Raw genomic sequence first — 25,984 nt, 5'->3', positions numbered from 1 at the left:
TGGTCCTGCAAAGTTGGAGAACTTCCCGGACACGAGACGAGGCCCGCCCCAAAATGGGAGCAGATTAGGACGCGAAATGACCAGTCAATACGACGCGATGCTCGACCAGATGGTTGCCGACTACTCTTTGGTTACGAACGGCTATGCGGGGTCGGCACCGGCGAACCCTTACCCGATGTTTGAGGAAAAACGCGCGCAATGCCCGGTCATGCATGGCGATCTGCTGCAGCAAAACAAGATTCCCAGCATGGCCGACTACATGATGACTGGCCGGCCCGTGGTTACACTGTATCGTTATAACGATATCCATTCGGTGTTGATGAACCCGGACGACTGGTTGAGCTACATCGTCGGCGATGGCTTCGGTGCGGCCGTTGACAACATGCTGCTCACCGCAATGGATGGCGAAGAACACTCCAAATATCGTAAAACGTTGCAAAAGCCGTTCATGCGAAGCCAGATCCGCAAGCTTATGGATACGCTCATCAGGCCGGTAGTGGTCCACGAATTCGTGAACCAGCTCAAGCCGAGGGGGAAAGCCGATCTGCTGCGGGAATTCGCCCTGCCGTTCCCGATCCGCGCCATGTACGCTTATTTTGGCTTCCCGCATGACGGGGACTTGCTGGGAAATCTCGCGAGTTGGGCGATCAAGGTTGTCGCCGCTCCGCAGACCGATCCGGAAATCGCAAAGATCACGATTCCGCAATCCATGGTCGCGGGCCAGTCCATGTATGAGACGTTGCTTCCGATCGTCCGCGGATATCGTGAACGCGGCGAAATGCGTAACGACATCCTGGGCTACATGATGCAGGCGGAGCATGACGGCGAAGCCTTCAGCGACGAGGAGATCGCGAATTTCATACGCATGCTTCTGCTCGCTGCCGGGGAAACGACCACGCGCAGCTTCGCCAACATGATGGTCCAGTTGCTTGAAGCTCCCGAGGTGCTTGAGGAAATTCGGCAGGATCGCAGTCTGGTCCCGAAGGCCGTCACTGAAACGATGCGGCGCGATCCCACCGCCGGGGCAGTCGCGCGCATCGCCGCCCGGGACATGGAAATTGGTGGAATGACAGTCCCCAAGGGGACTGCGGTCCTATGCTCGATCGCATCTGCAAATCGTGATCCCGAGGTCTATGAGGACCCGGATCGCCTGTGGCTCAAACGGCCGATGCGGCCATTGTTGAGCTTTGGCTTCGGGCCGCATATGTGCATGGGCATGCATATGGCACTCACCGAAATGGAAGTGGCGCTGGAAGAGATAATCGCGCTGCCCAACCTGCGGTTCGACCCCGGTTATCCCAGGCCGGAGATCCGAGGCCTCAACATGCGCGGCCCCGATGCCCTCCATGTCTTGTGGGACTAACTTCATGACCTTCTAGTCGCACTATCGCGGTCTGAGGATGAGTGGCTCAGAGCGAGGAAAGAAGTTATAGGAATATGCCGATGTTCCAAGACTTCATGGGCGCGTTATTCCAGCTGATGACTGTTTCCACGCCAAGGTTTGTATCAAACCGGTGGCGCGAATCACCTCACATAAAAAGACGGTCATCGGGGGGCAGACCCATTGCACCTTCTATTTCCACCCAAGCCCAATGGCTTTCTGTAGCGCTATGAACCTCGCGGTCATTTCCGCGCTGGCCTGAGTCAAGGCCTCGGCCCCCGCAATCTGTCTGGATTCCGCATCCAGCAACGCGATGCGGGTGGCCGTCCGGGCAGTGAAGCGCTGCTGCATCAACGCGTAAGTGCGCTGGGCCGATGCAAGCGAACGCTTGGCGCTCTCCACCGCACGGCGGCTGCTGCCGTAGCGTGTCAGGGAATCTTCACAATCCTGAAGCGCCTGCAGCACTGAGGCCCGGTATTGGGCTGCGGCTTCGTCCTGCTTTCCACGGGCTTGTTCCACCCGGGCGGCATTGCGACCGAAGTCGAGGAAGTTCCAGCTGAGCTGCGGAAGCGCAATGGCGGCCAGGTTGCCGCTGTCGAGTACATCGTCGGGATGGGTTCCGCCGATTCCTATCAGCCCCATGAAGCTGAGGGTGGGGAATCGCTGGGCCTCAGCCACCCCGATCTTCGCTGTCGCTGCAGCATAGCGGCGCTCTGCGGCACGGATGTCAGGGCGCCGGCGAACCATGGCCGCCGGATCGGGCACGGGCACCGTGGCAGGCGGCAGTGGAATGGCCCCGGGAGCCGCGAGCAAGTCGTCCAGCGCACCAGGGGCCTTGCCGACAAGCACGGCTAGGGCGTTGAGATAGGAGTCGCGATCGGCGGTGAGGGGAAGTAAACCGGCCTTCGTGCGCTCCAATTGCTCTCGCTGCTGCTCAACGTCGAGCGCAGTCGCGGTGCCGGCCGCGCGACGCTGCTCGGTGAGCGAGAGCATCTGGCGCTGGCGCTCAAATTTCTGGTTGCCCAATACCAGCCGCTGCTGGCGGTCGCGCAAGCTGACGTAAGCCTGCGCGGTTTCCGCCGCGAGGGCGACCTGCACGTCGGCAAGGTCGGCTTCGGCGGCATCAACCTGTGCCCGTGCGGCCTCCGTGCCGCGGCGGTTGCCGCCCCACAGATCGACTTCCCAACTCGCGTCGAAGGCGAGGTTGTAGAAGTTGAGCGATTGGTTGCCGGAATTACCGCCGTCGCTGCTGCTGTCAGAGCTGGAAAGATCGATGCCCGGCAGAGTCGCGTGCGCATAAAGAGCCTGGGCGTTGACGCTGGGAGCCGTATTGGCGCGTTCGGCCCGGAGCATCGCACGGGCCTGCCGGATGCGGGCTTGTGCGACGCCAATGTCTGCGTTGCCGGAGAGGGCCTGCTCTTCCAGATCGTCGAGTACCTGGTCTCCCATTGCCTTCCACCATTCGGCGACGGCCGGCGTCTCAGCGCCGGCGATGTCTGTGGCGCGGGCGAAACGTTCGGGCAGGGAAACGGCCCCGGCAGAGGCGGGGCCACGGTAATCCGGCCCTGCCGTGCATGCGGCAAGGGCCAGCAGCGGCAGAACGAGAATGGATTTGCGCATCGAACTTAACCTCAGTGCATGGTGACCGCGCGCCCGGTTGGCAGCGGCCGCAGGAACAGGACGAGCGGAATGACCGCGATAATGCCGACGCCGAGCATCCAGAAGATATCGTTGTAGGTCATTACCAGGGCTTGCCGCTGGATGGTGGCGGCAAGCATACGCATCGCGGTATCATGCCCGCCCATCGCTTGGGAAAGAGATGCGATATAGTCCTGTACGCTTCCGGAATTGGCCGAGAGTGTTTCTTCCAGTCTGCGGCTGTGTAACCAGTTGCGCTGGTCTTGCACCGTTGCAATTCCGGCAAGCGCCAGCGATCCGCCCAAGTTTCGAACGGCATTGAACAGGCCCGCCGCGTCACCGGCATCATCGGGTGACACGGCGGCGATCGCCGCCTGGTTCAGGAACAGGAAGCCTAGGATAACTCCAACACCGCGCAACAATTGGGAATGCACGAAATCGTGACCTACCGCATCGACCGTCAGCACGGTGTCGATGAAGCAGCTTGTAGCCATGATTATCAGTCCGCACGAGACCGCAATGCGGATGTCGATATGCTTGATCAGCATGGGGGTAAGAGGCATCAGAATAAGGCTAGGAATGCCCGAGAGCAGCACGATCTGGCCTGATTGCAATGCGTTGTAGTCCGCGATCGCCGCAAGGAATTGCGGGATCACGTAAGCCGTGCCGTAAAGCATCATGCCGACGACCAGGCCCATCAGCGCCACCGCCCCGAATTGCCGGTCAAGCAAAAGTGAAAGCTTGATGACGGGCCGGCGGGCCAGCAATTGTCCCGAAAAAAGCATGCCGAACCCGAGCACGCTGATGATCGTTATCTCCACGATCTCCCTGCTCTGGAACCACTGCTCGCGCTGACCTTCCTCCAGTACGATGGTAAGCCCCCCCAGCCCAAGGGCCAGGCCGGCAATGCCGAGCCAGTCAGCCTGCCAGAATTCGTTCCAACGCGGCGAGCGGTGCGGCATGGTGGCGAGCAGCAGGATCACCAGCAGAATGCCCACCGGCAAATTGAGCAAAAACGCATAATGCCAGCTGATGTTTTCGGTCAGCCAGCCGCCGATGAGCGGTCCCAGAACCGGCCCCACGATGGCGGTTACACCAAACAGAGCATTGCCGATCGGCTGTTGCTCACGCGGGAGCCGAGTGGCGATGATAGTCATGGCAGTGGGGATGAGCGCCCCTCCGGTAAAGCCCTGGCCGGCTCGGCCTATGATCATCGTCATCAGGTCGTCGGCGTTGCCGCATATCATCGAGAAGATGGTGAACAAGGTGGCGGAAAGCAGCAGCAACGTGCGCAGGCCAAGCATGCGCTCCAGCCAGGCGGAGAGCGGGATGATTACGATCTCGGCGACAAGATAGGATGTCGCGATCCAGGTTCCCTCCGTGCCGCTCGCGCCGATCTCGCCTTGGATCGTCGGAAGGGCCGAATTGACGATTGAGATGTCGAGCGTGGCCATCATCGCTCCCAGGCTTCCGGCGATCACTGCAAGCCAGGCGCTGACGTCCGCGCGTTGCGCGGCCGAGGCGCCGGAATCCGGGCCAGGAGCTGTGGTCATCGCGCGAGCCGGGCGTTATGGCGCTCCTGCTCATCGCGCATGCGCTCGGCGGCCTTGCGCGCCGAACGCGTATCGACGGAGACTTCCACCGACATGCCGGGCACCAGAGCCCGGCGCGTTTCGGGTCCGATATCGATGGATATCCGCACCGGCACGCGCTGGACGATCTTGGTAAAATTACCAGTCGCGTTCTGCGGCGGCAGAATGGAGAACTGCGCACCCGTTCCCGGTGCGATGCTCTCGATCCGGCCGTTCAGTTCCAGATCTGGAAGCGCATCGACCTCGACTTTTACGGGTTGGCCGGGGCGCATCAGTCCAAGCTGCGTCTCCTTGAAATTCGCCGTCACGTAGAGGCTTTTGTCGGGCACGAGCGACATCAGCCGGGTCGCCGCCTGGACAAACTGTCCCTGGCGCACTCCTTTGTTCCCGATCCGGCCGTTTGCCGAGGCCCGCAGGATTGTGGCCTCAACGTCGGTCTTCGCGGCAGCCAGCCGTGCCTTCGCGGAGTCGGCCTGTGCCAGCGCCTGCTGTTCCTGCGCGCGCAGGGTAGCGACGTGGTGGTGTGCGCTGGCGAGTGAAGCCTGCGCTGCGTTGGCCTCAGCTCGCGCCCGCTTTGCCTCGCTTTCCAGCTGCGACAGCCGCTCGCCTGTTTCCGCACCTGTCGCAGCCAGCGGCCGATAACGGTTGACCTGGCTTGCGGCCTGAGCCGCCGCCTCCTGCGCGGCAGCAAGTTCAGCCCGCGCGCGCTCTATGGCGGCGGCCTGTTCCTCTATTTGCGCGCGCGCACCGGCGGCACTGGCCTGGGCTATCTCGATCTGGGCCAGAGCCTGTGCCGATTGTGCGCTGTAATCGCGAGGATCTATCTGGACGAGTGGCTGGCCGGCTTTCACAGCCTGGTTCTCGGTCACGAAGACGCGGTCGACGTAACCGGAAACCTTAGGCGCGATGGCAATTGCATCGGACTGAATATAGGCGTCGTTCGTCGTTTCCTGATACTGTCCAACAACGATGTATCGCACCATCCAGATGCCCGCAGCAATGATCGCGAGCGCAGCAACCGTAATGAGCAGCAACCGCAGGCGCTTGTTGCCCGACCCGGGGGCTGCGGCTTGGCCGCGTTGTTGCGATTCGTTGAAATTGGTGTCGACGTCGTCGTTCATGCAAGACTCGTTATCGTGAGAGCGATGCCTATGCTCGCAGTTGCACAATAGTGCAACCCCATTTAATGAGGGCCCTCATGAACAAGACGGACGAAGAAATTATCGCTGAGATCGGCCAGCTCTATACTGCGCTGCGTAAGCGCTTCGATCGTGTGATGAGCGAGCATGGGGCCTCGCTTGCGCAGACCAAGATGTTGGTCGCGATCCAGGCCGCAGCCGGCATGCTAAGAGCTGCCGACATAGCCGATCGCTTCGGGATCGCGCCGCGCACCGTGACCGAAGCGCTTGATGCTCTCGAACGCGAAGCCTTGATTGTGCGTATGCCAGACCTGTCTGACCGGCGGATGAAAAGGTTAAAGATCACTCCTGCCGGAGAGGCCGCGGTATCCAGGACCGAACCGATTCGCGATCAGATCTCGCATGAGATAATGGAGGTTCTCGATCCGGAAGAGCGCACCAGCTTTGCAAACGCGGTCCAAAAATTGCTGCACTGCAATCAATGGACCTGATCCTCTATGCGGGCGGGCGATTTTACGTTAAACTAAACGCCATTCGCCGTACCGACAAAATGCGGACGGCGCCTCTAGGAGAGGGGCGATGGAGAGGATACATTATAGTTTTTGCGAGTGCAGTGTTGGCTTGCTATCGCTGTTTAGCGCCTCGGCCTTGTTTCTGACCGGGACTCTTTATCTGATGCTGACCTGATGTTGATGGTTTCCCGAAGTGGGGGCCTCTGTTTCAATTCCGGTCGCGTTGCCAAAAGCCTGCCAAGGTGGGCCCTCCCAAAGTCACTAAGTAGCCTTCAAAGACAAAGTCTGTGGTGGACGCCTTCCGCTTCCAAAAACTGCTGCCGTTCGAACTCGACGGGCGACAGCATCACATGTCACCGTACGAGCGCGACGCCGACCCTGACGCGCGTCATCCTTAGGTTGTAGTCGAGCGGGTTCTCGCCATAGCCGAAGAAGCCCTGCCCGGAGAGATAGAAGTCTAGACCACCGCCGAGTATCCGCTTCAGCGGATACGAAATATCCGCGTTGCCCCACCCTTGCCGCTGCCGAAGTTGAACCGCGTGGAGGTGGAAATGCGCAATCCGTTATCCTTTCCGGCTTCCATAAACAAACCTGTATTCCGGGGTTGCGTGGACAGGGGAGGCCAAGGCGGCAGCGCTCAGCGCCCATGAAAGATGTGAAGCTCTTATGCAAAAAGATGCTGACCGCCGTCGACCGGAATGATCGTGCCGGTAATACGTCGCGCCCCGTCGCTTACCAGGAAGGCGGCGAGGGCACCGACGTCTTCTATTTCGACCGGTATGTGACCGGGAACTTCCGCCGCTGCCCGTTCGAGCAGTTCGTCGAAGCGTTCGATCCCGCTGGCAGCGCGGGTCGCAATCGGGCCGGGGGAGATGGCGTGGGCGCGAATGCCTTTATGGCCCAGTTCGCTTGCCAGGTAGCGGGTGGCACTTTCGAGCGCGGCCTTGACCGGCCCCATCAGATTATAGTGGGCGACGACGCGTTCGGACCCGTAAAACGTGACGCAGAGCACGCACCCGCCATCCGTCATCAGCGGTTCGGCGAGCCGGGCGGCGCGCAGGAAGCTGTGACAGGATACGTCCATCGCGATGGCAAAGCCTTCGGCCGAGGAGTCAATCACCCGTCCGTGCAAATCCTCCTTCGGCGCAAAGGCGATGGAATGGAGCAGGAAATCCAGGCCGCCCCATCTTCGCTTCACTTCATCGAACAGCGCTTCAAGCTGGCCGGGCTCGCGCACGTCGCAAGGCGCGATCCACTCCACGCCAAGACGCTGCGTTACAGGTTCGACCCAGCCTTTCGCCTTCTCGTTGAGATAAGTCGCGGCCAGGCGCGCGCCGCAGCGGACGAAGGCTTCGGCGCAACCACTCGCAATACTCTTGTCATTGGCAATGCCGATCACGAGGCCGCGCTTGCCGGTAAGGTCGAGCAGGGGCTTCATGCCGCTTTCTCCCTCACAATGCTTAAAGTATGCAGCGCGATCATGCGTTCCTCGTCAGTTGGGATGATATAGGCTTTGACCGCGCTGCCAGGCAGGCTGATCAAAGTGGCGTTTGTGATGTTGGCGCATTCATCTATCCTGAGCCCGAGCCATTCCAGCCGACGGCAGATCCGGCTGCGGATGCCGGCGTCATTCTCGCCGATACCGGCGGTGAAGACGATCCCGTCCAATCCGCCTAGCGAGGACAACAGTCCTCCGGCCTCTCGTCCGGCCCGCCAGGCAAAGAGCGCCATTGCTTCTTCCGCTTCGGGCGCCTCGCAGCCACTCAGCGTCCGCATATCGCTGGAAAGGCCCGAGACGCCCAGCAGACCCGATTTCCTGTAAAGGAGGTCTTCGACTTCGGCTGCGCTCATGCCCATCCGGGTGAGAAGATGCAGCACGACGCCCGGATCGAGACTGCCGCTGCGGGTTCCCATCATGAGGCCGTCGAGCGCTGTGAACCCCATAGTGGTGTCGATGCTTCGCCCTGCCATCATGGCGCAGAGGCTCGCCCCGTTGCCCAGATGCGCGGCAATGACGCGGCCCGCCGCAAGCGGGGGGTCGATCTCGGCAAGGCGCCTGGCGATATATTCATAGGAAAGGCCATGAAAGCCGTAGCGCCTGATACCCCGGTCATGCAGCGCGCGCGGAAGCGCAAAGCGCGAAGCGATAACCGGCTTGTCGTGGTGGAAGGCGGTGTCAAAGCAGGCGACCTGCGGCAGTTCGGGGCGTAGTTGTGCGATGGCGCGAATGGCAGCCAGATTATGGGGTTGGTGAAGCGGTGCCAGCGGGCAAAGGTCTTCGAGCTTGCCGATGAGGGCGGCATCGACCAGCCGGGGCGCGGCGAACTCTGCGCGGCCGTGGACGACCCGGTGCCCGATCGCGATGATCTCCCGGTCTTTGAGCGGATGGTCGGCGGCCCAGGCGAAAAGCTCCGTCAAAAGGTCGGCGTGGCTGAGCGAGGTGCCATCTGGCCACTCCCGTTCGAGCAGCGTTGTGCCATCGACCGTCCGCGCCCTGACGCTTGGCGCAATGCCGATCTTATCGATCTTGCCAGTGGCAGAAAGCATGAGCTGCCCTTGCGGATCGAGGGCAAACAGCGAGAATTTGATGCTTGAGGAACCGGAGTTGAGACTGACGACGGCTTTCACGCGCCCGACTCTTGCGGCAAGCCGGGGGCGGCCTTTGTCAGCGCACGCGTCATCAGAACGGCGATAGCGCAGGATGCCAGGCGGGTGCGAAGACTGTCGGCGCGGCTTGTCAGGATGATTGGCACCCGCGCGCCGAGCACGATACCTGCCGCATCCGCCCCGCCCAGGAAAGTAAGCTGCTTGGCCAGCATGTTGCCGGCTTCAAGGTTGGGCACGACCAGGATATCCGCCTTGCCCGCGACCAGAGAGATGATACCCTTCTCCTGCGCGGCTGCTTCGCTGATCGCATTGTCGAACGCGAGCGGGCCGTCGAGCAGGCCGCCCGTGATCTGCCCGTGATCCGCCATCTTGCACAAGGCCGCCGCGTCCAGCGTCGATGGGATGTCGGGATTTACGGTTTCCACAGCGGACAGGATCGCGACCTTGGGTTCATCGATTCCGATCACATTGGCAAGGTCGATGGCATTGCGGATGATATCCGCCTTCTCGCCAAGGGTCGGGGCGATATTGATCGCGGCGTCGGTGATGATGAGGGGGGCAGGGTGCCCGGGGGCGTCCATGATATAGGCATGGCTGATCCTGCGTTCAGTCCTGAGGCCGGTCGCCGACGAAACCACGGCCTCCATCAATTCGTCCGTATGCAGCGAGCCTTTCATCAGAAGCTTCGTTTCGCCCGACCGGACGAGTGCCACGGCTTTGGCGGCGGCATCATGGCTATGTTCCGCATGCACCAGGCGGAACCCTGCAATGTCCTTGCTTGCCTCTTGCGCTGCCTGTCTGATCTTGCGCTCGGGGCCTACGAGAACAGGCGCGATCAGGTTTGCCTCGGCGGCTTCTACCGCCGCCAGGATCGCCGCCGCACTGCAGGGATGAGCGACAGCAGTACTTTCCGGCTCACCCGCGCACGTCAACTCGATCAGGCGGCGATAGGCATCATGGCCGCGAATCTGAACGTCAGGGAGCGCGACGCGCGCGCGCCGGACCTTTTCCGTCGGCGCCTTGACTTCGGCCTGACCCGAAATCACGAGGTCACCGTCCTGATTGAGGCAGCGGCAGTCGAACACGACGATATGGTGCTCTGGCCGCTTTTCCGTGACAGTGACCGAAGCCGTGATCGTGTCCCCTAGGCCTACCGGCCTTATGAAGCGCAGCGACTGGCTCAGATAGATGGCGCCGGGCCCTGGCAATTCGGTCCCCAGCACGGCCGAGATCAGGCCGCCGCCCCACATGCCGTGCGCAATCACACGCCGGAACATGTCGGTCGCGGCATAGTCCGCGTCCATATGCGCCGGATTGACGTCGCCGGATACCAGCGCAAAGAGTTGAATATCCTGTTCGTTAAGCGTCCGGATAATACTTGCAGTGTCTCCGATTTCTATCTCTGCAAAAGTCCGGTTCTCGATCATCCCTTGTTCAGCCATCGTTTACCGTTCCAACACGTAATGGCCTGGTGCATCGGCGACCGGCATAAAGCCGTCTTTCTCAGCGCCCATCGGCGGCGGTGCGACCGGTTCGCCCGAAAGATGGGAAAGCCATTCGCCCCATTCGATCCACCAGGATCCCTGTTTGGGTGGGGCACGCAGTTCCCATTCGTCCGGATCGTAGGAAAGGCCGTCGGCTTCCCGTGTCAGCACGCGATAGCGCCGCCCCTTGTGGTTCGGCTCCGAGACGATGCCGGCATTGTGGCCGCCGCTGGTCAGCACAAAGGTGATTGGCGCGCTCGTAAGCAGATGGATCTTGTGTACCGAACGCCAGGGCGCCACGTGATCGCGCTCCGTTCCGACCACGAACAGGGGCTGGCGGATGGCGGTGAGCGCTATGCTCTTGCCATCGACGATGTATTTGCCCTCGGCGAGTTCATCCTGCAGGAACAGGCGGCGCAAGTACTGGCTATGCATGGCGTAGGGCATCCGCGTGCCGTCGGTGTTCCATGCCATCAGATCGTTCATGGGTTCGCGTTCGCCCATCAGATAAGTCTCAAGCACGCGGGACCAGACCAGGTCGTTGGACTTGAGGATCTGGAAGGCGCCGCCCATCTGCCCGCTATCCAGATACCCCCGGCTCCACATCATCTTCTCAAGCAGATTGAGCTGTCCTTCGTCGATGAAAAGGCCGAGTTCGCCAGGTTCGCTGAACTCGGTCTGCGCCGCGAGCAGCGTTACGCTGCCCAGGCGGTTGTCGCCATCGCGCGCCATGGCTGCCGCTGCGATTGAGAGCAGGGTGCCGCCCAGGCAGTAACCTACCGCATGGACCGGGGCACCGCCGGTGATCGTTGTTATCGCATCGAGGGCTGCCATGGGGCCAAGCAGACGGTATGAGTCCATGTCCAGATCGCGATCCTCGGTTGCCGGATTGTGCCACGAGATCATGAAAACGGTGAAGCCTTGATCTGTCAGCCATTTGACAAGCGAGTTCTCCGGCGACAGGTCGAGGATGTAATACTTCATGATCCAGGCCGGCACGATCAGGATCGGCTCCGGCCGGACCTTGTCGGTCGTCGGCTCGTACTGGATGAGTTCGATCAGCCGGTTACGATAGACGACTTTGCCCTTGGCCGTGGCAACCGTTTCGCCCACACGGAACTTCTCGGCACCGGCGGTTGGCAGTCCCCGCACAAGGTGCTGCATATCTTCGAGCAGATGCTGAAAGCCATCGACCAGACATTTGCCCCCGGTTTCGATGATCTTTCTCTGAAGCACGGGATTGGTGGCCAGGAAATTGGTGGGAGCAAGTGTGTCGAGAAGCTGTCTTGCCGCAAATTCGACCATGGCCTCATGGTGGCGGGTAACGCCTCCGACGCCGGTGGTTGCTGCGTGCCACCATTGCTGATTGAGCAGGAAAGCCTGAACGAAGAAGTTGAAGGGCGGCTGTTTCCACACCGGGTCGGAAAAGCGGTGATCCTGCTGCAGCGGCTCGATTGCAGGCGGCGCATCGGCGTCCGAAGCGCTGCGTAGCGCATAGTCCAGGAAGCGGACATTTTTCCGGGTTGCCTTGGCGGCCAATTGCAATTGCTTGCCCGGGGAAAATGCCAGATGCATTCCCCAATCCGAAAAAGCTTGAAGAATGGTCGCGGGTGACAGGCCTGCGGTCATCTGTGCGATCGCTGCTCCTGCAGCATTGTCGAGTATCCGGCTAATCCCGTCCAGCGGATCGGGAGCCGATGTCGAAGTGTCAGCGCTCATGAATATTCCTTATTCATCGAGTTGATTTTCGGGGCCGGGTGCAAGGCTTCATCCTGCAAAATTCTCTCCCAGATAAAGCCTGCGCACCTCGGGGTCGTGAAGAAGGGATCGCGGGTCACCGGCGAAGAGGACCTTGCCGGCATGAATGACATAGGCGCGATCGACGAGTTCGAGCATTTCGTGAACATTGTGATCGGTGATGAGAACGGCGACGTTGTGCTTCTTGAGTTCACGGACCATCAACTTGATGTCGGCGATCGACATCGGATCGATGCCGGCAAAAGGTTCGTCCAGAAGTATCACTTTTGGATCGGCTGCCATGGCCCGGGCAATCTCGCATCGGCGGCGCTCTCCTCCCGATAGAGCGGTAGACGGCGCCGTGCGGAGATGGGTAATGTTGAAATCCGTCAGCAGTGCGTCAAGTCGCGTCCCGATGGCTGCGGGATTACGCAAACGCAGTTCGAGCACCGCGCGTATATTCCCCTCCACCGTCATTCCGCCGAAGATCGACGCTTCCTGAGGAAGATAGCCCAGCCCGCGCCGGCCGCGCGCATCCATAGTGAGCGATGTGACGTTATGTCCGGCGAGCAGGATCTGGCCTCCGTCCAGCCCCGTCAGGCCCATGATTCCATAAAAGCAAATCGTCTTTCCCGCCCCGTTCGGCCCCAGTAGGCCCACGACATCGCCCGGAGCGACATCAAGCGAGACACGATCCAGCACCTTGCGAGGCCCGAACGCTTTCTCGATGTCCTGCACGGATAGGGCGATGGAGGTGGCGTGTGATGTCGCGGCACCGTCAGCTGAGCGGGGGGCACTAGCCGCCTCCACAAGACCAGACAGCGGTTCGGTGCAAGGAGGGGGCTCGCCGCGGGCGGCGGATATCCGTACCGCCAGGCTGTCGGGCGTCATGGCACGGCTTGCACGGCGGAGCGAGCGCCCTCGGCTTGTTCCATGGATGAGGGAGGCAAGCACTCAACCCAGCCCTAAGCGCATCGTCGCCATGCAGGCACTGCGGGTTAGGTGCCATTCCGGCCAACCCGGGGGATAGCCACGGGCTATAGGCCCGAAAGCATCGCTGGTCCCGGCGCGATCGCTATGGATGATATCGCCGGGCCATATGCCAAGGCCAAATTCGCGGGTGGGCCTGGCTGCGGCCTTGCCCAGATAATCCGACATTGTCGTCTCCCGGCGTTGAACTGCCGCCGGTCCCGAGATGGCACGGCGAAACGCAGGTGTTCCCGGCCAAGGGCATCACCCACACACCCGTTGCGCAACCTCTCCTGCTTTCTGCTGATCTTTTGCAGCCGGATTTGCCGACCACTTGTCTCGCCCTTTGCCGGGCGCAAGCATATCAATAACTACACTTATAAGTTTTGTTTTCTGAACGTCAAACTCCATTTTGGAGACAGTCATCCCGCAGCGCTTCCCAGCTTGCTCCCGCACCTCTCGACAGGACACATCAGGAGATTAAATTTGACACAATATAATTGTGCAGCGCATATTTGAGTGCAAATGAATGGAGTATCAGGATGAGCGTACTTTACAGCACTGAGGTGACCGCGATCGGCGGCCGGGCCGGGGCAGTCAAAAGCGACGACGGCTTGCTCGATCTGGTTTTGGCGCTGCCCAAGCCGCTGGGTGGGAAGGGAGGGGCAACTAATCCCGAGCAACTCTTCGCGGCGGGCTATGCCGCATGTTTCGAAAACGCCGTCATCCATGTGACGCATGCTGCATCCGCCAAGGTGAAGGACGATGATATCGTGGTGGTGGCAACCGTAGGGATGGAACCAAATGGCGCGGGCGGGTTCGCCTTGACAGTCGCGCTGGACGTGAAAATCACGGGTCTCGATCAGGCTACCGCGGAAGATGTGGTTGCTAAGGCTCATGCGGTTTGCCCCTATTCTAATGCCGTGAAGGGCAATATCGACGTGGCCATCAGTGTGTCGGTGAACTAAGGAAAAGAGCATGGACTTGGCCGGTAGTGATGACCCACTCGATCTGGACCGGCAGGTCTGCTTTCCGCTTTATGCGGCGTCAAATCTGCTTGGGCGGCTCTATCGGCCTATTCTCGCTGATTTGGGGCTGACCTATCCGCAATATCTGGTCATGCTGGTCCTCTGGAAGGAAGCCCAGCAGACTGTCGGTTCGCTGGGGCGCAAGCTCTATCTCGATAGTGGCACGCTGACGCCGCTCCTCAAGCGGATGGAACAGGCGGGGTTGATAAGCCGCGTTCGCGACACCGGCGATGAAAGGCGGGTGTTGATAGAGCTGACGGCTGAGGGCCGTGCGTTGCGGCAGGCGGCCGAGGCTGTTCCTGCGACTTTGGCTGCGGGCCTTGCCGTCGGGGAGGCGGATGTGGCGGACCTGCGCGACCGGGTGCACGACCTGGTTGCCGTCTTGCAAGGGGCGCTCGCCGAAGAAACCTGACCTGCGAGCCGATTTGCGGCGGTAGCCATGATGCCTGTTCAGCGTCCACGCATTTCCTAGTCAGACCTCCGTGGCTGGCTCTCACCGGAACTGGATCGAAGCGCTTTATTCCTGCAGAAACGGCAAGGCCCTGCCGAGAAAATCGAGCGCTTGTTCCAGGTAGGCGTCTTTCGCTTCGCGCGTGTCGGCCAGGTCTCCGCGCGCAAGTATTCGCTGACGTGGAGCGGTTACCAGCGCGTCGAAAATGAACGTGGCCAAGAACGGGAGGTCGAGCGAGTTCTTTTTATCCGGTCCTGCCACATCGCGCAGCAACGGATGGATAAGCAAAAGTCCGGGATTTATCCTGAGGACCGCTTGTGAGTCGATGCCGTCGAAATTTTGCGTTTGTACCCAAAGCAGAAGCCGCTCCAGGCCGATGATATCCGGCTCGAGCGAGCGGTCGAGCATTTGCCGTGCAATTCGTATCAGCCGTTGACGCGGGCTGCCTGAGCCCATCGTAGCCACTATCGGGGTCAGGCGGTTGTCGATACCATGTTCGATGGCTGCGATCAGAAGGCCCACCTTGGAGCCATAGCGGGCATAGAGGGTGCGCTTGGAGACATTCGCAGCGGCTGCGATATCATCCATGCTCGTCCCCTCGGCGCCTTTCTCGATAAACTGCAGGAGGGCGACTTCGAGGATGTGCACGCCCAAGCGCGCTGCAATTTCTTGCGTAGGCCTTCCGCCCCGCGGATCGCGCGGCGGAAGAATTCGCCGTAATGGAGCTGGCCGAGGTGATTTCACGAAACCGGCATAACCATATTTAGGGCTCTCGTAAAAGATCACCCTTGACCACAGCCCGTTTCCGGGCAATATCAAAACTCATAAGTGTACATAATGTTGTCCGGAGAGGTGCGGCTTTCGAAAGTCGTGGCGCAGCCTGAAATAAGGAGCCGGATGATATGGAAGACATGGCGCTAACATCAGGCGGCGCGCGAGCAATTTATGTTGCCATCCCCCATTCCCTGAATGCTGTTCGGGTACGGGTTGCTTCTCGCGGAGGGCAAAGCCGTCGCAAGGGCGTGTTAATTCAAGTTGCGGTCTGCCAGAGACCTGTCACCGGGAGCCTCGATTCGAGTTCCGTACCGTGGAGCAAGGCCGCAACCGAACCCGCCGGGACGTCGGCCCCGCCACTCAGCACATTGGCCGGATCAAAAAACGCTCATTGAGACGCACTAGTTCGCGTGTGTCAGTCCGCGTGGGCCGGGCGGGCACCGATCATACGTCCAATCGAAACAGGGACCGTGCGCAAGACTATGACGTTTTCAGAAGCGGCAAGTGCCATAAGAAGAAGTTGCGCCGGGATAACATCATGTCTGCTCGGACCCGCTCTTCTGTCGGGCTGTTCATTCGCACCCGCGAATGTTCGACCGCCCTTGCCGGTCCCGCAGGCTTACCCGGGCGAGAACTCTGCCGGATCATCGGTTGCCGCGATCGGCTGGCGCGACTTCTTTCGCGACGACAAACTCCGCGCTCTGATAGTCGAGGCCCTCGCGAACAACCGCGATATCCGGATCGCGTCTGGCCGCGTGGCGGAGGCCCGCGCGGCATGGCGGATCCAGGGCTCGGCGCTCTATCCTCAACTGGATGCGGTCGCGACCGGCACGCGGGCACGGACGCCGGCCGACTTGTCGATTACCGGCAGGTCAGAAACTGGGAACCAGATCTATGCCCAGATCAGTGCTGGATGGGAGATCGACTTTTGGGGGCGGCTGCGCAATCTCAATGACGCGGCGCGCGCCCAGTATCTTGCAACCGAAGAGGCCCGGAGAGCGGTAGCAACCGAACTCGTCGCACAAGTCGCCAATGGGTACCTGCTCGAACGCGAATACGAGGAGCGGATGGCTCTTGCCCAGCGGACGATAACGACGCGCGAGGAATCGCTGCGGATTATGAAACGGCGTTATGAGGTCGGGTCGGGATCGAAGCTTGATATGACTCAGGCCCAGACGCTGCTGGCACAGGCGCAAATGGCTCTGCAGGTTCTGGAACAGGATCAGGCGGTCAACCGCAATGCTCTTGCCTTGCTCGCCGGCCGGCAGGTCGCAGTCGCGCCCGGGCCGCTCGATTTGGCTGAGGCTTCGGCGGACGTGGCACTTCCCGTGGGCTTGCCGTCTGAACTTCTCGTCAACCGGCCCGACATTGTTGCTGCTGAATATGCGCTGCGCGCTGCCAATGCGAATATCGGAGCAGCTCGAGCTGCCTTCTTGCCGAATATCAGCCTGACCGGGGCCTTTGGCACGGCGAGTGCGGAATTGGACGGGCTGTTCAAGGATGGTAGCCTTGCCTGGAATTTTGCGCCCGCCATTAGCATGCCGGTTTTCAATGCCGGGCGTCTCGCCGGCAGACTGGACGTCGCGAAAGCGCGGCAAGTGATCGCGGTCGCCGATTATGAGCGGACCGTGCAAGCGGCCTTCCGGGACGTGGCCGATAGTCTGGTCCGCAGGCGGCAGGTCGGTTTGCAAATCGAGACGACCGGCCGCATGCTGGCCGCGCTGCGGGAGCGGGCGCGGCTGGCGCAGTTGCGTTTCGACAATGGCCGCTCGACTTACCTGGAAGTGCTGGACGCGCAGCGCGATCTGTTCGGAACCGAGCAGACGCTGGTGCAGTTGCACCGCGCCTATCTGGCAAGCGCCGTCAGCCTCTACGCGGCACTCGGCGGTGGTTTTGCCCGGAATATTCCCTTCGACACCGATATGCAGCAGACCGGAGAATTCCCACGATGAAAGCGGCCCAGAAGACATGGCTCATCCGGGGCGGCATCGCGGTGGCCGTCGCTGCCGCCCTATTTCAATTGTACCGCTTTCTGACGCCCGGCGAACTTCCAGATGGCATCGTCAGCGGCAATGGGCGCATCGAGGCAGTGGAATTGGACGTTTCGGCGAAGTCGCCGGGACGCATTCGCGACATCCTCGTGGACGAAGGTGCGTTCGTAAAGGCGGGACAGGTCGTCGCGCGGATGGATGCCGACGTGCTGAACGCCCAGAAGGCGGAGGCGCAGGCCAACCTCGCGCAAGCGCAGAACGGTATTCAGATCGCCGAAAGCCAGGTCGCGCAGCGTCAAAGCGAGCGTGCCGCTGCCGTCGCTGCGGTGCGCCAGCGCGAGGCGGAGCTCAACGCGGCGCTCAAGAGGCTGGCCCGTTCCGAAACGCTGGCGAGAGAAGGCGCCACGGCTATTCAGGAGCGGGATGATGATCAGGCGCAGATGGAGGGTGCGACTGCCGCAGTGCAAGCTGCCAAGGCGCAACTGGCAGCGGTCGATGCCGCCATTGGCACAGCAAAGAGCCAGGTCATTGGAGCGAGATCCAATGTGGACGCGGCGCGTGCCACGATACAGCGGATCGAGGCGGATATCCGGGACAGCGACCTTCGTGCGCCAACCGATGGCCGTGTGCAATATCGGGTGGCGCAGCCGGGCGAGGTCGTCGCCGGCGGCGGCCGGGTGCTCAACCTCGTCAATCTGAGTGACGTGTACATGACGTTCTTCCTGCCCGAAACGGCGGTGGGCAGGGTCGCGTTGGGAACCGATGTCCGCCTTGTGCTGGATGCAGCGCCGGAGCGGGTGATTCCAGCGAAAGTGAGTTTCATCGCCGACGTTGCCCAGTTCACGCCCAAGACGGTCGAGACAGCAAGCGAACGGCAGAAGCTGATGTTCCGTGTGAAGGCCCGCATCGACCGCAAGCTACTCGAGCGCTATATCACGCAGGTCAAGACGGGTCTTCCCGGCATGGCCTATTTGCGGATCGATCCCAAGGCAGAGTGGCCTGCGAAGTTGACCGTGAACGTCACCCCATGACCACGGGTCCACTTGCGGCATGCCTGACCGGGGTCAGCCTCCATTATGGCAAGACGCGGGCGCTCGATGGAATCGACCTTGAAATTCCCGCGGGCAAGATGGTGGCGTTGATTGGGCCGGACGGTGTCGGCAAGTCCAGCTTGTTCTCGCTGCTCGCCGGCGCGCGGGCGATTCAGCAAGGCCGGGTGGAGGTCCTGGGCGGCGATATGGCCGGCCGGCATCACCGCGAGGCTGTTTGCCCGAGGATTGCCTATATGCCGCAGGGTCTGGGCAAGAATCTCTACCCCACGCTCTCGATCGACGAGAATCTGGAATTCTTCGGCAGACTCTTTGGCCAGGATACGGCAGAGCGGGAAAGACGGGTATTCGAACTCACCGCCAGTACGGGTCTCGCGCCTTTCCGCAAACGACCGGCTGGCAAGTTGTCGGGGGGGATGAAGCAGAAGCTCGGACTGTGCTGCGCTCTCATCCATGATCCTGATTTCCTGCTTCTCGACGAACCGACCACCGGTGTCGATCCGTTGTCGCGTGCGCAGTTCTGGGACCTGATTGAAGGCATTCGTGCGGATCGGCCGGATATGAGCGTGCTGATCGCAACGGCCTATATGGAGGAGGCAGCGCGTTTTGACTGGCTCGTCGCGATGGATGAAGGGCAGATCCTTGCTACGGGATCGCCTGCGGATTTCTATGAACGCACCGGCACCCGCACGCTGGAGGAGGCCTTTATCGCGCTTCTTCCTGAACAGCGGCGGCGCGGTTTCAAACCCGTGACGATCCCGCCGCGAAGCGACGGAAGCGATCAGGAGATTGCGATCGAGGCCAAAGGGCTCACAATGCGTTTCGGCGATTTTACGGCAGTCGATCATGTCGATTTCCGGATCGAACGGGGCGAGATCTTCGGCTTCCTGGGCTCGAATGGCTGCGGCAAGTCGACAACGATGAAGATGCTGACGGGCCTGCTTGAGGCGAGCGAGGGGCAGGCGTGGCTGTTCGGTCGGGAAGTCGATGGCCGAGACATCACGACCCGCGAGCGCGTCGGATACATGTCGCAGGGATTTTCACTCTATTCCGAACTGACCGTGCGCCAGAATCTGGAGCTTCACGCCAAGTTGTTCCAAGTTCCGCCATCGGATATTCCGTCGCGCGTCGAAGAGATATCTGCACGATTTGGTCTTGGCGACATCATGGATGTCTTGCCGGATGCCTTGCCGCTTGGCCAGCGCCAGCGCCTCAGTCTCGCCGTCGCGATGATCCACAAGCCGGAAATCCTGATCCTCGACGAGCCGACTTCGGGCGTCGATCCGATCGCCCGGGATCAATTCTGGCAAATGATGATCGACCTGTCGCGGCGCGACAAGGTGACGATCTTCATTTCGACCCACTTCATGAACGAGGCCGCGCGTTGCGACCGGATCTCATTGATGCATGCCGGCAAAGTGCTCGTAAGCGACGTACCGGAATACATCGTCGAGGCCCGGGCAGCGGCAACGCTTGAGCAGGCCTTCATCGCCTATCTGCAGGACGCGTCGACGGAGGCGTCCGCCGAACCGCGTGGCAGCGAGGCGCCGCCGCCGCCGGTGAGCACGCCGACGCATCCAGCGGAACCGGTGCAGCAGGTTGAAGGGTCGCAAAGCAAGGCCTTGTCCCATCGGTTTTCGATGAGGCGAATGCTGGCTTACACGAGATGCGAGCAACTGGAATTGCTACGGGATCCGATCCGCGGACTTCTTGCGCTTCTCGGCAGTGTCATCCTGATGTTCATCATTGGCTATGGCATCAGTATGGACGTCGAGGACCTTCTGTTCGCTGTGCTGGATCGCGACGGCACTACGACCAGCCAGAACTATGCTCTCAATCTGGCGGGCTCGCGCTATTTCATCGAGCGGCCGCCAATCACCGACTATGCTCAGCTTGACCGCCGGATGCGTTCCGGCGAGATCAGTGTGGCGATCGAGATCCCGCCCAATTTCGCGCGCGACTTGCGGCGCGGCGTTCCTGTGCAGATCGGCATGTGGGTCGATGGGGCGATGCCGGCGCGCGCCGAGACTGTCCAAGGCTATGTCCAGGCTTTGCATAGCCAGTGGCTGAGCGAGATGAGCGTGCAGGAATTGGGCGAGCGCCCAACCACCGGGCTGGTCAACATTGCCATCCGCTACCGCTATAATCCCGACGTGAAGAGTCTGGTCGCGATTGTCCCTGCCGTGATTCCGCTGCTGCTGCTGTTGTTGCCGTCCATGCTGACGGCGCTCAGCGTAGTTCGCGAAAAGGAACTCGGTTCCATCATCAACTTCTACGTGACTCCTGCCGGCCGTGCGGAGTTCCTGCTGGGCAAGCAGATGCCTTATGTAGCGCTGGCCATGATGAACTACGTTCTGCTGGTCCTTCTGGCACTGACCATATTCCGAGTTCCGATTACCGGCAGCCTGTTCGCGATGACGCTCGGTGCATTTCTCTACACGCTTTCTTCCACCGCGCTGGGGTTGCTCTTTTCGGTGTTCATGCGCAGTCAGATCGCCGCCATCTTCGCGACTGCGATCGGCACCATCCTGCCGACGGTTCAATTTTCCGGGCTGATTAATCCCGTCTCGTCACTGGAAGGCGCCGGCGCCGCCATCGGGCACGTCTTTCCCGCAACGTACTTTATTACAATCTGTCGAGGTGTGTTCTCTAAATCGCTGGGCCTGGCCGACTTGCTCTTTCCGCTCGCCGCCCTCGCGCTGGCTTTTCCGGTGATCCTGGGTGCCAGTGTGTTGTTGCTCAGGAAACAGGAGCATTAAGATGCGGCAGATATCCAATATCTTCAATCTCGGGATCAAGGAACTGCGTAGCCTCTGGCGCGATCCAATGATGTTGCTTCTGATCTTTTACGCTTTCTCTCTCGGTATTTATCTCGCTGCATCCGGCGTTCCCGAAACATTGCATAAGGCGGCCATCGCTATTGTCGATGAGGATCAGTCGCAATTGTCGAGGCGCATCTCAAGCGCTTTCTACGCACCTTATTTTACCCGTCCCGCGATGATCGGCCTGGACGAAGTCGATCCTGGCCTCGATGCTGGACGCTATACGTTTGGGATCGATTTGCCGCTCAATCTTCAGCGGGATGTGCTCGCCGGCCGCCAGCCCATAATCCAGCTTAATGTCGATGCGACCCGCATGAGCCAGGCCTTTACCGGCGGCGGCTACATCCAGCAGATCATTCATAGCGAAGTAGGCGAGTTCATGAACGGCACCCGCGTAACTTCGGTGTCGCCCGCAGATCTTGCAATCCGCGTTCGCTTCAATCCGACGTTGGCACAAAGCTGGTTTGGTGCAGTGATGGAAATCATCAACAATGTGACAATGCTTTCGATCGTCCTGACCGGCGCCGCACTTATCCGCGAACGCGAGCATGGGACCATTGAGCATCTGCTCGTGATGCCGGTGACGCCTTTCGAGATCATGGCCAGCAAGGTTTGGGCGATGGGACTTGTCGTTCTCGCTGCCTGCACATTCTCGCTTTACGTCATCGTGGAGAGTGTGGTCGGCGTACCCATTGAAGGCTCGATACCGCTTTTCCTTGTGGGAGCCGGCCTGCATCTGTTCGCGACAACATCCATGGGCATATTCATGGGCACGGTAGCAAGGTCCATGCCCCAGTTTGGACTGTTGCTGATGCTTGTCCTGCTGCCGCTCATGCTGCTCTCGGGCGGTATCACTCCGCGCGAGAGTATGCCTGAGATAGTGCAGAACCTCATGCTTGCTGCCCCGACCACCCATTTTGTTAAAATGGCACAAGCCATTCTCTATCGAGGAGCTGGCCTTGATGTTGTTTGGCCCGATTTTGTCGCCATCTTGGCTATTGGGGCTGTCTTCTTCAGCATCGCGCTGTCCAGATTTCGCAAGACAATCGGAGCGATGGCCTGAGATCCAGTTCTTCTTGCCACGTTTTTCATTAGCGGCGGTGCCGTGGCGACTGATGTTTCGTCCTATATCGGCTGCGAGTGGATCATCTGGCCGGTGGAGGGCGCAAGCTCGTGCCCGGCCGGCCAATCGCTATAGGCCTGCGGATCTAAGGCGTCGATATAAACTCACCGGAATTCATTGAGATGGTGAACAAGACCGCAGCGCATTTCGCGCTATGGTCTTGTCTTGCGAGATCTAGAAGGCGAACCTTAATGATGCGGAGATGGTGCGCGGATTGATGGTCCGCGCTGTCACCACGCCGCTCGCGGGGACGGAGTTCGCATCGACTTCGACAAAACCCAGAACGTCGAACAGGTTGTTCGCGTTAAGCATGACGGTCACATTCTTGGTGGGCCGGTACTGCAAAAAGGCGTTGGTGACTACGTAGCCCGGCATCCGCAGGCTGTTGCCATCGGAGGCGAAGCTGCCCGTGGTGCCGTAGAAGGCGGCACCGAGGGTGACGTTCTTCATCTCGACTTGCGGAACAAGCTGGAAGATTAGGTCTGCCTGGTGCTTCGGCGTATTTCCGACCTTGCTGGGGTCAAGGGCGTCGGAAGTGATTTCCGCCTTGGTCCAGGTCGCACCGCCGTTGATGGCGAAGGCGCCGAGACGGTAGTTGCCTTCGAGTTCGATGCCATAGGCCCGATAGGATCGGTCAAGGCCGATGTTGTGCTCGCCGGTCTTTGCCCAGAAGGCAGTGAAATAGGCTTCGGCGTTCTCGCCACGGTATTTGAAACCACCCTCGGCCTGTTTCACCGGATCGTAGGCGGCGGACGGGTCCAGCAGTTTGCCGGTCGTCGTGCTCAAGTAGCTGGAGAATAGGATACGATCGGCAGCGCCGCGACCTCCCTTGCTGTAACGGCTGAACAGCGAGAAGTCCTCTGCCATCCGATAGTTCGCGCTCACCGAGTACGACAGGTAGTGGTAATTGTAGTGAACCGGTGCGGATTGCCCGTAATTGATGTAACCAACCTGCGTTTCGGGCAGCGAAATCGCGCCGTTGCCGTTCATGTCATACGTTACATAAGGATCAGCGCCAGGAAGGCTGCTTCCGTAGAGCGTGCCACGTGCACGACCAAAATCGTACCTGGCGCTGGCGCCAAGTGCGAGCTTGCCGATCGAGTAATTCAGCGATCCGTATGGTGCGTCGATCGTGTACTTGATGTTATACCGATCGTGCCGCAGGCCACCAAGAAGCGCTGGGCCATAGCCCAGAAAGCCGTCCTGAGTGATCGGTATCGAGCCGGCATAAATATTGACACGGTTTGCATTGGCATTGCCTACGACGTCGGAGACCGTCGAAGTCCACAACCAGGCCACGTCGACATCCTGGCTGGACCGGTAATAGCCCGCGGTTAAGGTCAGCTTGCCACGGCCCACGTCCCAGACCTTGCTCGCGCGAAGATCATTGGTGACATTGTCTAGGCTGTTCAACTTGACATCTCGAACTGTGACAAGCGCGAGCAGGCCGTTGCCATTGAGCGAACTGGGATCAGAGATGGTCTGCCCGGCATTGGTGCCGGTCGCATAACTTAGGCTCGTCCCACCAAACAAATTCATGATATTTTGCGCCGAACCGACCTGATCGATCGGAAATCCAGAGGCCGAGGGAATGAATCCCGGTTGGATGGTATGACCTGAAATTGCCGCGTACCGAAACTTTTCATTGATGGTCCATCCGTGCGTCGTGAACCGTGCCTCGAAACCCAGCGATTTCACCTTTGAATGCGTTCCATCGTCGAAAGGATTGGCCACGGGCCGATTCTGGTCATCGAGAGTGATGTTCGATGCGATGTAACGCGAGAACATTGTGTCCTTGGTTACGTTGAAGTTGGCAATGTTAGAATAGTTAGGATTGTTGTTGGTACCGGATACCGCCACCGGCGAGAAGTTGGTTGGGGTCGTCTGGTCATCGAGCAGTTTGGCGTAGATGCGGACATAGCCGTCATCGAAGGTCTTGGTCACATTGAATTTGACTTGTCCCCCCTTGAAGCCATCAAAGCCGGTTGTGCGTGGACCTTCACCTTGGCGATAGAAACCTCCGAGATGAAAGCGCAGTGTGTCCGTTACCGGGGCGCCATACTCGAAGTCGATGCGCTTTGTACCGTAGTCTAGGCCCGTTGTGAGCTGGACGTTTCCGCTTGCGATTTCGCCGGTCTTGTCAATCAGGTTGACAATGCCGCCGGGAGAGTTTGATGCGAAGGTCGAGGCCGAGCCACCGCGAATGGCCTGTACGCCTGCCAGATTGAGGTCCGTCCGCAAAAACTGGTCCGCACCGGCGAAGGCCAAATCGCCGAATTCAAGCGTCGGCAGGCCGTTTTCCTGAATCTGAAGGAACTTGGCACCCCCCAATGCGATCGGGAGGCCGCGGATGGTGATGTTGGAAAAACCTTCACCGCCTGTGCTTTCCACGCGCATGCCGGGTATATACCGAAAGATTTCAGCGACTGAACGGGGACTGTACTTCTCGATTTCACTCTCGCTCAGAGTGCTGGTCGAAGTCGCGCTGTCAAGGCGATCACGGGCACGAGCGACACCTGTCGTCATGAGGTTGACGCGCTTGTCCGCAGATTTCGGGGCGTCATCCGTCGACGTGGTTTCGCTATTGGCGTCTCCGCTGGCAGCCAGAGCTTGCGAAGGCAGGACAAAAGCTGTGGCAAGCATCAGCAATGTTTTCAATTTCACGATAATTATCCCTGTCGCATTGAATTCGCCCAGCGGAATAGATTTAATTGCCTTAAATCGATTATTTGCAGCTATAAGGATCTTTACGGACAGCCTGACGCGGCACCGGCTGGGCGTCTTGATGACGGCACCGGTGCTTAGCACTCCAGTTGCATTTTAGATTTGATATGAGTTCGCCTTGCGCTGGCCTGATGCGCTCGTCTCCAGCATGACCAAGCGATGATGTGGGCGGGCTGGATCCGACGCCGGGCCAGCTTGTCGGCGATCCGCCGGACCTCTTGGAATGAACTGATGCGGGGGATGTCTCCCTTCATCAGGCATCGTATGGTGCTCATCGGCGCCATGGCGGCACCCGAAGGGGCTGCATATGGCGAATGCCCAGATGCTGTCGATTGACCTGGCGAAGCGTAGCTTCCAGGTATGCGCGACTGATCGAGCAGGGTCGGTTCTACATAATAGGACGATCTCTCGGTCCAAACTGGAGACACTGCTCAAGACGTAACCGCTCTGTATCGTGGCTATGGAAGCCTGAGCGACAAGGCATTTCTGGGGCCGATTTGCTGGCGCAGAAGGTCATGAAGTTCGTCCGATCCCGCCGATCTACGTGAAGCCGGTCGTGAAGAGGCAGAAGAATGACGTCGCAGACGCAGCAGTCATTGCCAAAGCTGCGGTGCGCTCGCACCTGCATTTCGTCGCGGTAAAAAGCGCTGAGCATCAGGCGCGGGCTGTGGCGTATTGGACCCATTAGAGCGGTTTTCGATCATTCTGGTTCGTACCCGCATGATCTGAAGTAGTTGGCGCATTCGTGGGGCTGGAAGATATCGATGAGTTTGCCGATCAAGCTCCACAGGCTGTTCCCCGTCAGCACCAATGGCACAGATTTGAGGTTGTGAATTAAGGAGTGTTGGGGCTTCGTCGTAGTGACGAAGGAACGAAGATGAAGTCCCAACACTCCTTTGATCGGCCCCCGCTGAGTGGTCCGTGTGATTTGTTAGTGTAAAACTGCCTCTGGCGCCATGGCTG

The 25,984-nt window shown here is 60.0% G+C and carries 19 protein-coding genes and 1 pseudogene; 8 read left to right on the top strand and 12 right to left on the bottom strand.

Going from position 1 to position 25,984, the window contains the following annotated elements:
- Positions 1-76: 76 nt before the first annotated feature.
- Entirely contained in the window at positions 77-1,363 is a 1,287-nt protein-coding gene (locus tag IEX64_RS21790; RefSeq protein ID WP_188823254.1) for a cytochrome P450, read from the top strand.
- Positions 1,364-1,573: 210 nt separating this feature from the next.
- On the opposite strand, the gene IEX64_RS21785 is transcribed toward IEX64_RS21790, so the two are convergent.
- Genes IEX64_RS21785 through IEX64_RS21775 form a run of 3 tightly spaced genes read right to left on the bottom strand, consistent with a single transcriptional unit; the run spans position 1,574 to position 5,732 of the window.
- Positions 1,574-3,001, bottom strand: a complete 1,428-nt coding sequence (locus IEX64_RS21785) for an efflux transporter outer membrane subunit (RefSeq protein ID WP_188823252.1) — start codon at positions 2,999-3,001, stop codon at positions 1,574-1,576.
- A gap of 11 nt (positions 3,002-3,012) precedes the next feature.
- Positions 3,013-4,572, bottom strand: a complete 1,560-nt coding sequence (locus IEX64_RS21780) for an MDR family MFS transporter (protein ID WP_188823250.1) — start codon at positions 4,570-4,572, stop codon at positions 3,013-3,015.
- Positions 4,569-5,732 carry an HlyD family secretion protein gene (locus IEX64_RS21775; RefSeq protein ID WP_188823247.1) on the bottom strand — a complete coding sequence of 388 codons (1,164 nt, stop codon included), beginning with the start codon at positions 5,730-5,732 and terminating at the stop codon, positions 4,569-4,571. Before IEX64_RS21775 ends, IEX64_RS21780 begins: the two co-directional genes overlap by 4 nt.
- Positions 5,733-5,809: 77 nt before the next feature.
- On the opposite strand from IEX64_RS21775, the gene IEX64_RS21770 reads away from it, so the two are divergent.
- On the top strand, positions 5,810-6,241 hold the full coding sequence (locus IEX64_RS21770) for a MarR family winged helix-turn-helix transcriptional regulator (RefSeq protein ID WP_188823245.1): 432 nt from the start codon (positions 5,810-5,812) through the stop codon (positions 6,239-6,241).
- Between the two features lie 685 nt (positions 6,242-6,926).
- Here IEX64_RS21770 and fabI read toward each other — a convergent pair.
- The 6 genes from fabI to IEX64_RS21735 all read right to left on the bottom strand — a co-directional run bounded on the left by fabI (position 6,927) and on the right by IEX64_RS21735 (position 13,485).
- Complete coding sequence (gene fabI, locus IEX64_RS21760) at positions 6,927-7,700, bottom strand: enoyl-ACP reductase FabI (RefSeq protein WP_188823243.1); 774 nt, start codon at positions 7,698-7,700, stop codon at positions 6,927-6,929.
- A complete protein-coding gene (locus IEX64_RS21755; protein WP_188823241.1) occupies positions 7,697-8,890 on the bottom strand; it encodes an acetate/propionate family kinase in 1,194 nt (397 codons plus the stop codon). Before IEX64_RS21755 ends, fabI begins: the two co-directional genes overlap by 4 nt.
- Positions 8,887-10,311 (bottom strand): bifunctional enoyl-CoA hydratase/phosphate acetyltransferase, encoded by a 1,425-nt coding sequence (locus IEX64_RS21750; protein WP_188823239.1) that lies wholly within the window; start codon positions 10,309-10,311, stop codon positions 8,887-8,889. The genes IEX64_RS21755 and IEX64_RS21750 overlap by 4 nt, the downstream gene beginning before the upstream one ends.
- Positions 10,312-10,314: 3 nt before the next feature.
- On the bottom strand, positions 10,315-12,072 hold the full coding sequence (locus IEX64_RS21745; protein WP_188823237.1) for a PHA/PHB synthase family protein: 1,758 nt from the start codon (positions 12,070-12,072) through the stop codon (positions 10,315-10,317).
- A 48-nt stretch (positions 12,073-12,120) separates the two neighbouring features.
- On the bottom strand, positions 12,121-12,981 hold the full coding sequence (gene lptB / locus IEX64_RS21740; RefSeq protein ID WP_188823235.1) for an LPS export ABC transporter ATP-binding protein: 861 nt from the start codon (positions 12,979-12,981) through the stop codon (positions 12,121-12,123).
- A 342-nt stretch (positions 12,982-13,323) separates the two neighbouring features.
- Positions 13,324-13,485: a hypothetical protein gene (locus tag IEX64_RS21735; RefSeq protein WP_188823233.1), complete on the bottom strand. Its 162-nt coding sequence runs from the start codon at positions 13,483-13,485 to the stop codon at positions 13,324-13,326.
- A gap of 116 nt (positions 13,486-13,601) precedes the next feature.
- Between IEX64_RS21735 and IEX64_RS21730 the strand changes: the two genes are divergently transcribed.
- Together IEX64_RS21730 and IEX64_RS21725 are read left to right on the top strand one after the other, a co-directional pair.
- Positions 13,602-14,027, top strand: a complete 426-nt coding sequence (locus tag IEX64_RS21730) for an organic hydroperoxide resistance protein (protein ID WP_188823231.1) — start codon at positions 13,602-13,604, stop codon at positions 14,025-14,027.
- Between the two features lie 10 nt (positions 14,028-14,037).
- A complete protein-coding gene (locus IEX64_RS21725; protein WP_188823229.1) occupies positions 14,038-14,499 on the top strand; it encodes a MarR family winged helix-turn-helix transcriptional regulator in 462 nt (153 codons plus the stop codon).
- A gap of 105 nt (positions 14,500-14,604) precedes the next feature.
- Here the strand turns inward: IEX64_RS21725 and IEX64_RS21720 are convergent, their stop codons facing one another.
- Complete coding sequence (locus IEX64_RS21720) at positions 14,605-15,186, bottom strand: TetR/AcrR family transcriptional regulator (protein ID WP_229710639.1); 582 nt, start codon at positions 15,184-15,186, stop codon at positions 14,605-14,607.
- 608 nt (positions 15,187-15,794) lie between these two features.
- Here IEX64_RS21720 and IEX64_RS21715 point away from each other — a divergent pair.
- The 4 genes from IEX64_RS21715 to IEX64_RS21700 are packed head-to-tail and all read left to right on the top strand — an operon-like array spanning position 15,795 to position 22,237.
- Positions 15,795-17,264, top strand: a complete 1,470-nt coding sequence (locus IEX64_RS21715; RefSeq protein WP_188823227.1) for an efflux transporter outer membrane subunit — start codon at positions 15,795-15,797, stop codon at positions 17,262-17,264.
- Positions 17,261-18,334 (top strand): HlyD family secretion protein, encoded by a 1,074-nt coding sequence (locus tag IEX64_RS21710; protein ID WP_188823225.1) that lies wholly within the window; start codon positions 17,261-17,263, stop codon positions 18,332-18,334. The genes IEX64_RS21715 and IEX64_RS21710 overlap by 4 nt, the downstream gene beginning before the upstream one ends.
- The gene (gene rbbA, locus IEX64_RS21705; protein WP_188823267.1) at positions 18,331-21,111 is read left to right on the top strand and encodes a ribosome-associated ATPase/putative transporter RbbA; all 2,781 of its coding nucleotides are present in this window, start codon (positions 18,331-18,333) and stop codon (positions 21,109-21,111) included. Before IEX64_RS21710 ends, rbbA begins: the two co-directional genes overlap by 4 nt.
- Before the next feature lies 1 nt (position 21,112).
- The gene (locus IEX64_RS21700; RefSeq protein ID WP_188823222.1) at positions 21,113-22,237 is read left to right on the top strand and encodes an ABC transporter permease; all 1,125 of its coding nucleotides are present in this window, start codon (positions 21,113-21,115) and stop codon (positions 22,235-22,237) included.
- A gap of 234 nt (positions 22,238-22,471) precedes the next feature.
- Here IEX64_RS21700 and IEX64_RS21695 read toward each other — a convergent pair whose 3' ends face one another.
- Both IEX64_RS21695 and IEX64_RS21690 read right to left on the bottom strand, forming a co-directional pair.
- The gene (locus IEX64_RS21695) at positions 22,472-24,961 is read right to left on the bottom strand and encodes a TonB-dependent receptor domain-containing protein (protein ID WP_229710637.1); all 2,490 of its coding nucleotides are present in this window, start codon (positions 24,959-24,961) and stop codon (positions 22,472-22,474) included.
- A gap of 760 nt (positions 24,962-25,721) precedes the next feature.
- Positions 25,722-25,823: pseudogene (locus tag IEX64_RS21690) on the bottom strand (IS630 family transposase); the annotation flags it as partial.
- Positions 25,824-25,984 lie beyond the last annotated feature (161 nt).

Source organism: Novosphingobium indicum, assembly GCF_014645195.1.
Taxonomy (GTDB): domain Bacteria; phylum Pseudomonadota; class Alphaproteobacteria; order Sphingomonadales; family Sphingomonadaceae; genus Novosphingobium; species Novosphingobium indicum.
Note: the sequence above shows the minus strand (reverse complement) of the source record. Positions and strands in the feature narration are given on the sequence as shown.

What these genes read in the sequence shown, in the direction of transcription:
- fabI (WP_188823243.1), bottom strand. Translation starts at nt 7,700, where the DNA reads ATGAAGCCCCTGCTCGACCTTACCGGCAAGCGCGGCCTCGTGATCGGC.
- IEX64_RS21750 (WP_188823239.1), bottom strand. Translation starts at nt 10,311, where the DNA reads ATGGCTGAACAAGGGATGATCGAGAACCGGACTTTTGCAGAGATAGAA.
- IEX64_RS21780 (WP_188823250.1), bottom strand. Translation starts at nt 4,572, where the DNA reads ATGACCACAGCTCCTGGCCCGGATTCCGGCGCCTCGGCCGCGCAACGC.
- IEX64_RS21700 (WP_188823222.1), top strand. Translation starts at nt 21,113, where the DNA reads ATGCGGCAGATATCCAATATCTTCAATCTCGGGATCAAGGAACTGCGT.
- IEX64_RS21715 (WP_188823227.1), top strand. Translation starts at nt 15,795, where the DNA reads ATGACGTTTTCAGAAGCGGCAAGTGCCATAAGAAGAAGTTGCGCCGGG.
- IEX64_RS21745 (WP_188823237.1), bottom strand. Translation starts at nt 12,072, where the DNA reads ATGAGCGCTGACACTTCGACATCGGCTCCCGATCCGCTGGACGGGATT.
- IEX64_RS21775 (WP_188823247.1), bottom strand. Translation starts at nt 5,732, where the DNA reads ATGAACGACGACGTCGACACCAATTTCAACGAATCGCAACAACGCGGC.
- IEX64_RS21710 (WP_188823225.1), top strand. Translation starts at nt 17,261, where the DNA reads ATGAAAGCGGCCCAGAAGACATGGCTCATCCGGGGCGGCATCGCGGTG.
- IEX64_RS21735 (WP_188823233.1), bottom strand. Translation starts at nt 13,485, where the DNA reads ATGACTGTCTCCAAAATGGAGTTTGACGTTCAGAAAACAAAACTTATA.
- IEX64_RS21790 (WP_188823254.1), top strand. Translation starts at nt 77, where the DNA reads ATGACCAGTCAATACGACGCGATGCTCGACCAGATGGTTGCCGACTAC.
- IEX64_RS21785 (WP_188823252.1), bottom strand. Translation starts at nt 3,001, where the DNA reads ATGCGCAAATCCATTCTCGTTCTGCCGCTGCTGGCCCTTGCCGCATGC.
- IEX64_RS21725 (WP_188823229.1), top strand. Translation starts at nt 14,038, where the DNA reads ATGGACTTGGCCGGTAGTGATGACCCACTCGATCTGGACCGGCAGGTC.
- rbbA (WP_188823267.1), top strand. Translation starts at nt 18,331, where the DNA reads ATGACCACGGGTCCACTTGCGGCATGCCTGACCGGGGTCAGCCTCCAT.
- IEX64_RS21730 (WP_188823231.1), top strand. Translation starts at nt 13,602, where the DNA reads ATGAGCGTACTTTACAGCACTGAGGTGACCGCGATCGGCGGCCGGGCC.
- lptB (WP_188823235.1), bottom strand. Translation starts at nt 12,981, where the DNA reads ATGACGCCCGACAGCCTGGCGGTACGGATATCCGCCGCCCGCGGCGAG.
- IEX64_RS21770 (WP_188823245.1), top strand. Translation starts at nt 5,810, where the DNA reads ATGAACAAGACGGACGAAGAAATTATCGCTGAGATCGGCCAGCTCTAT.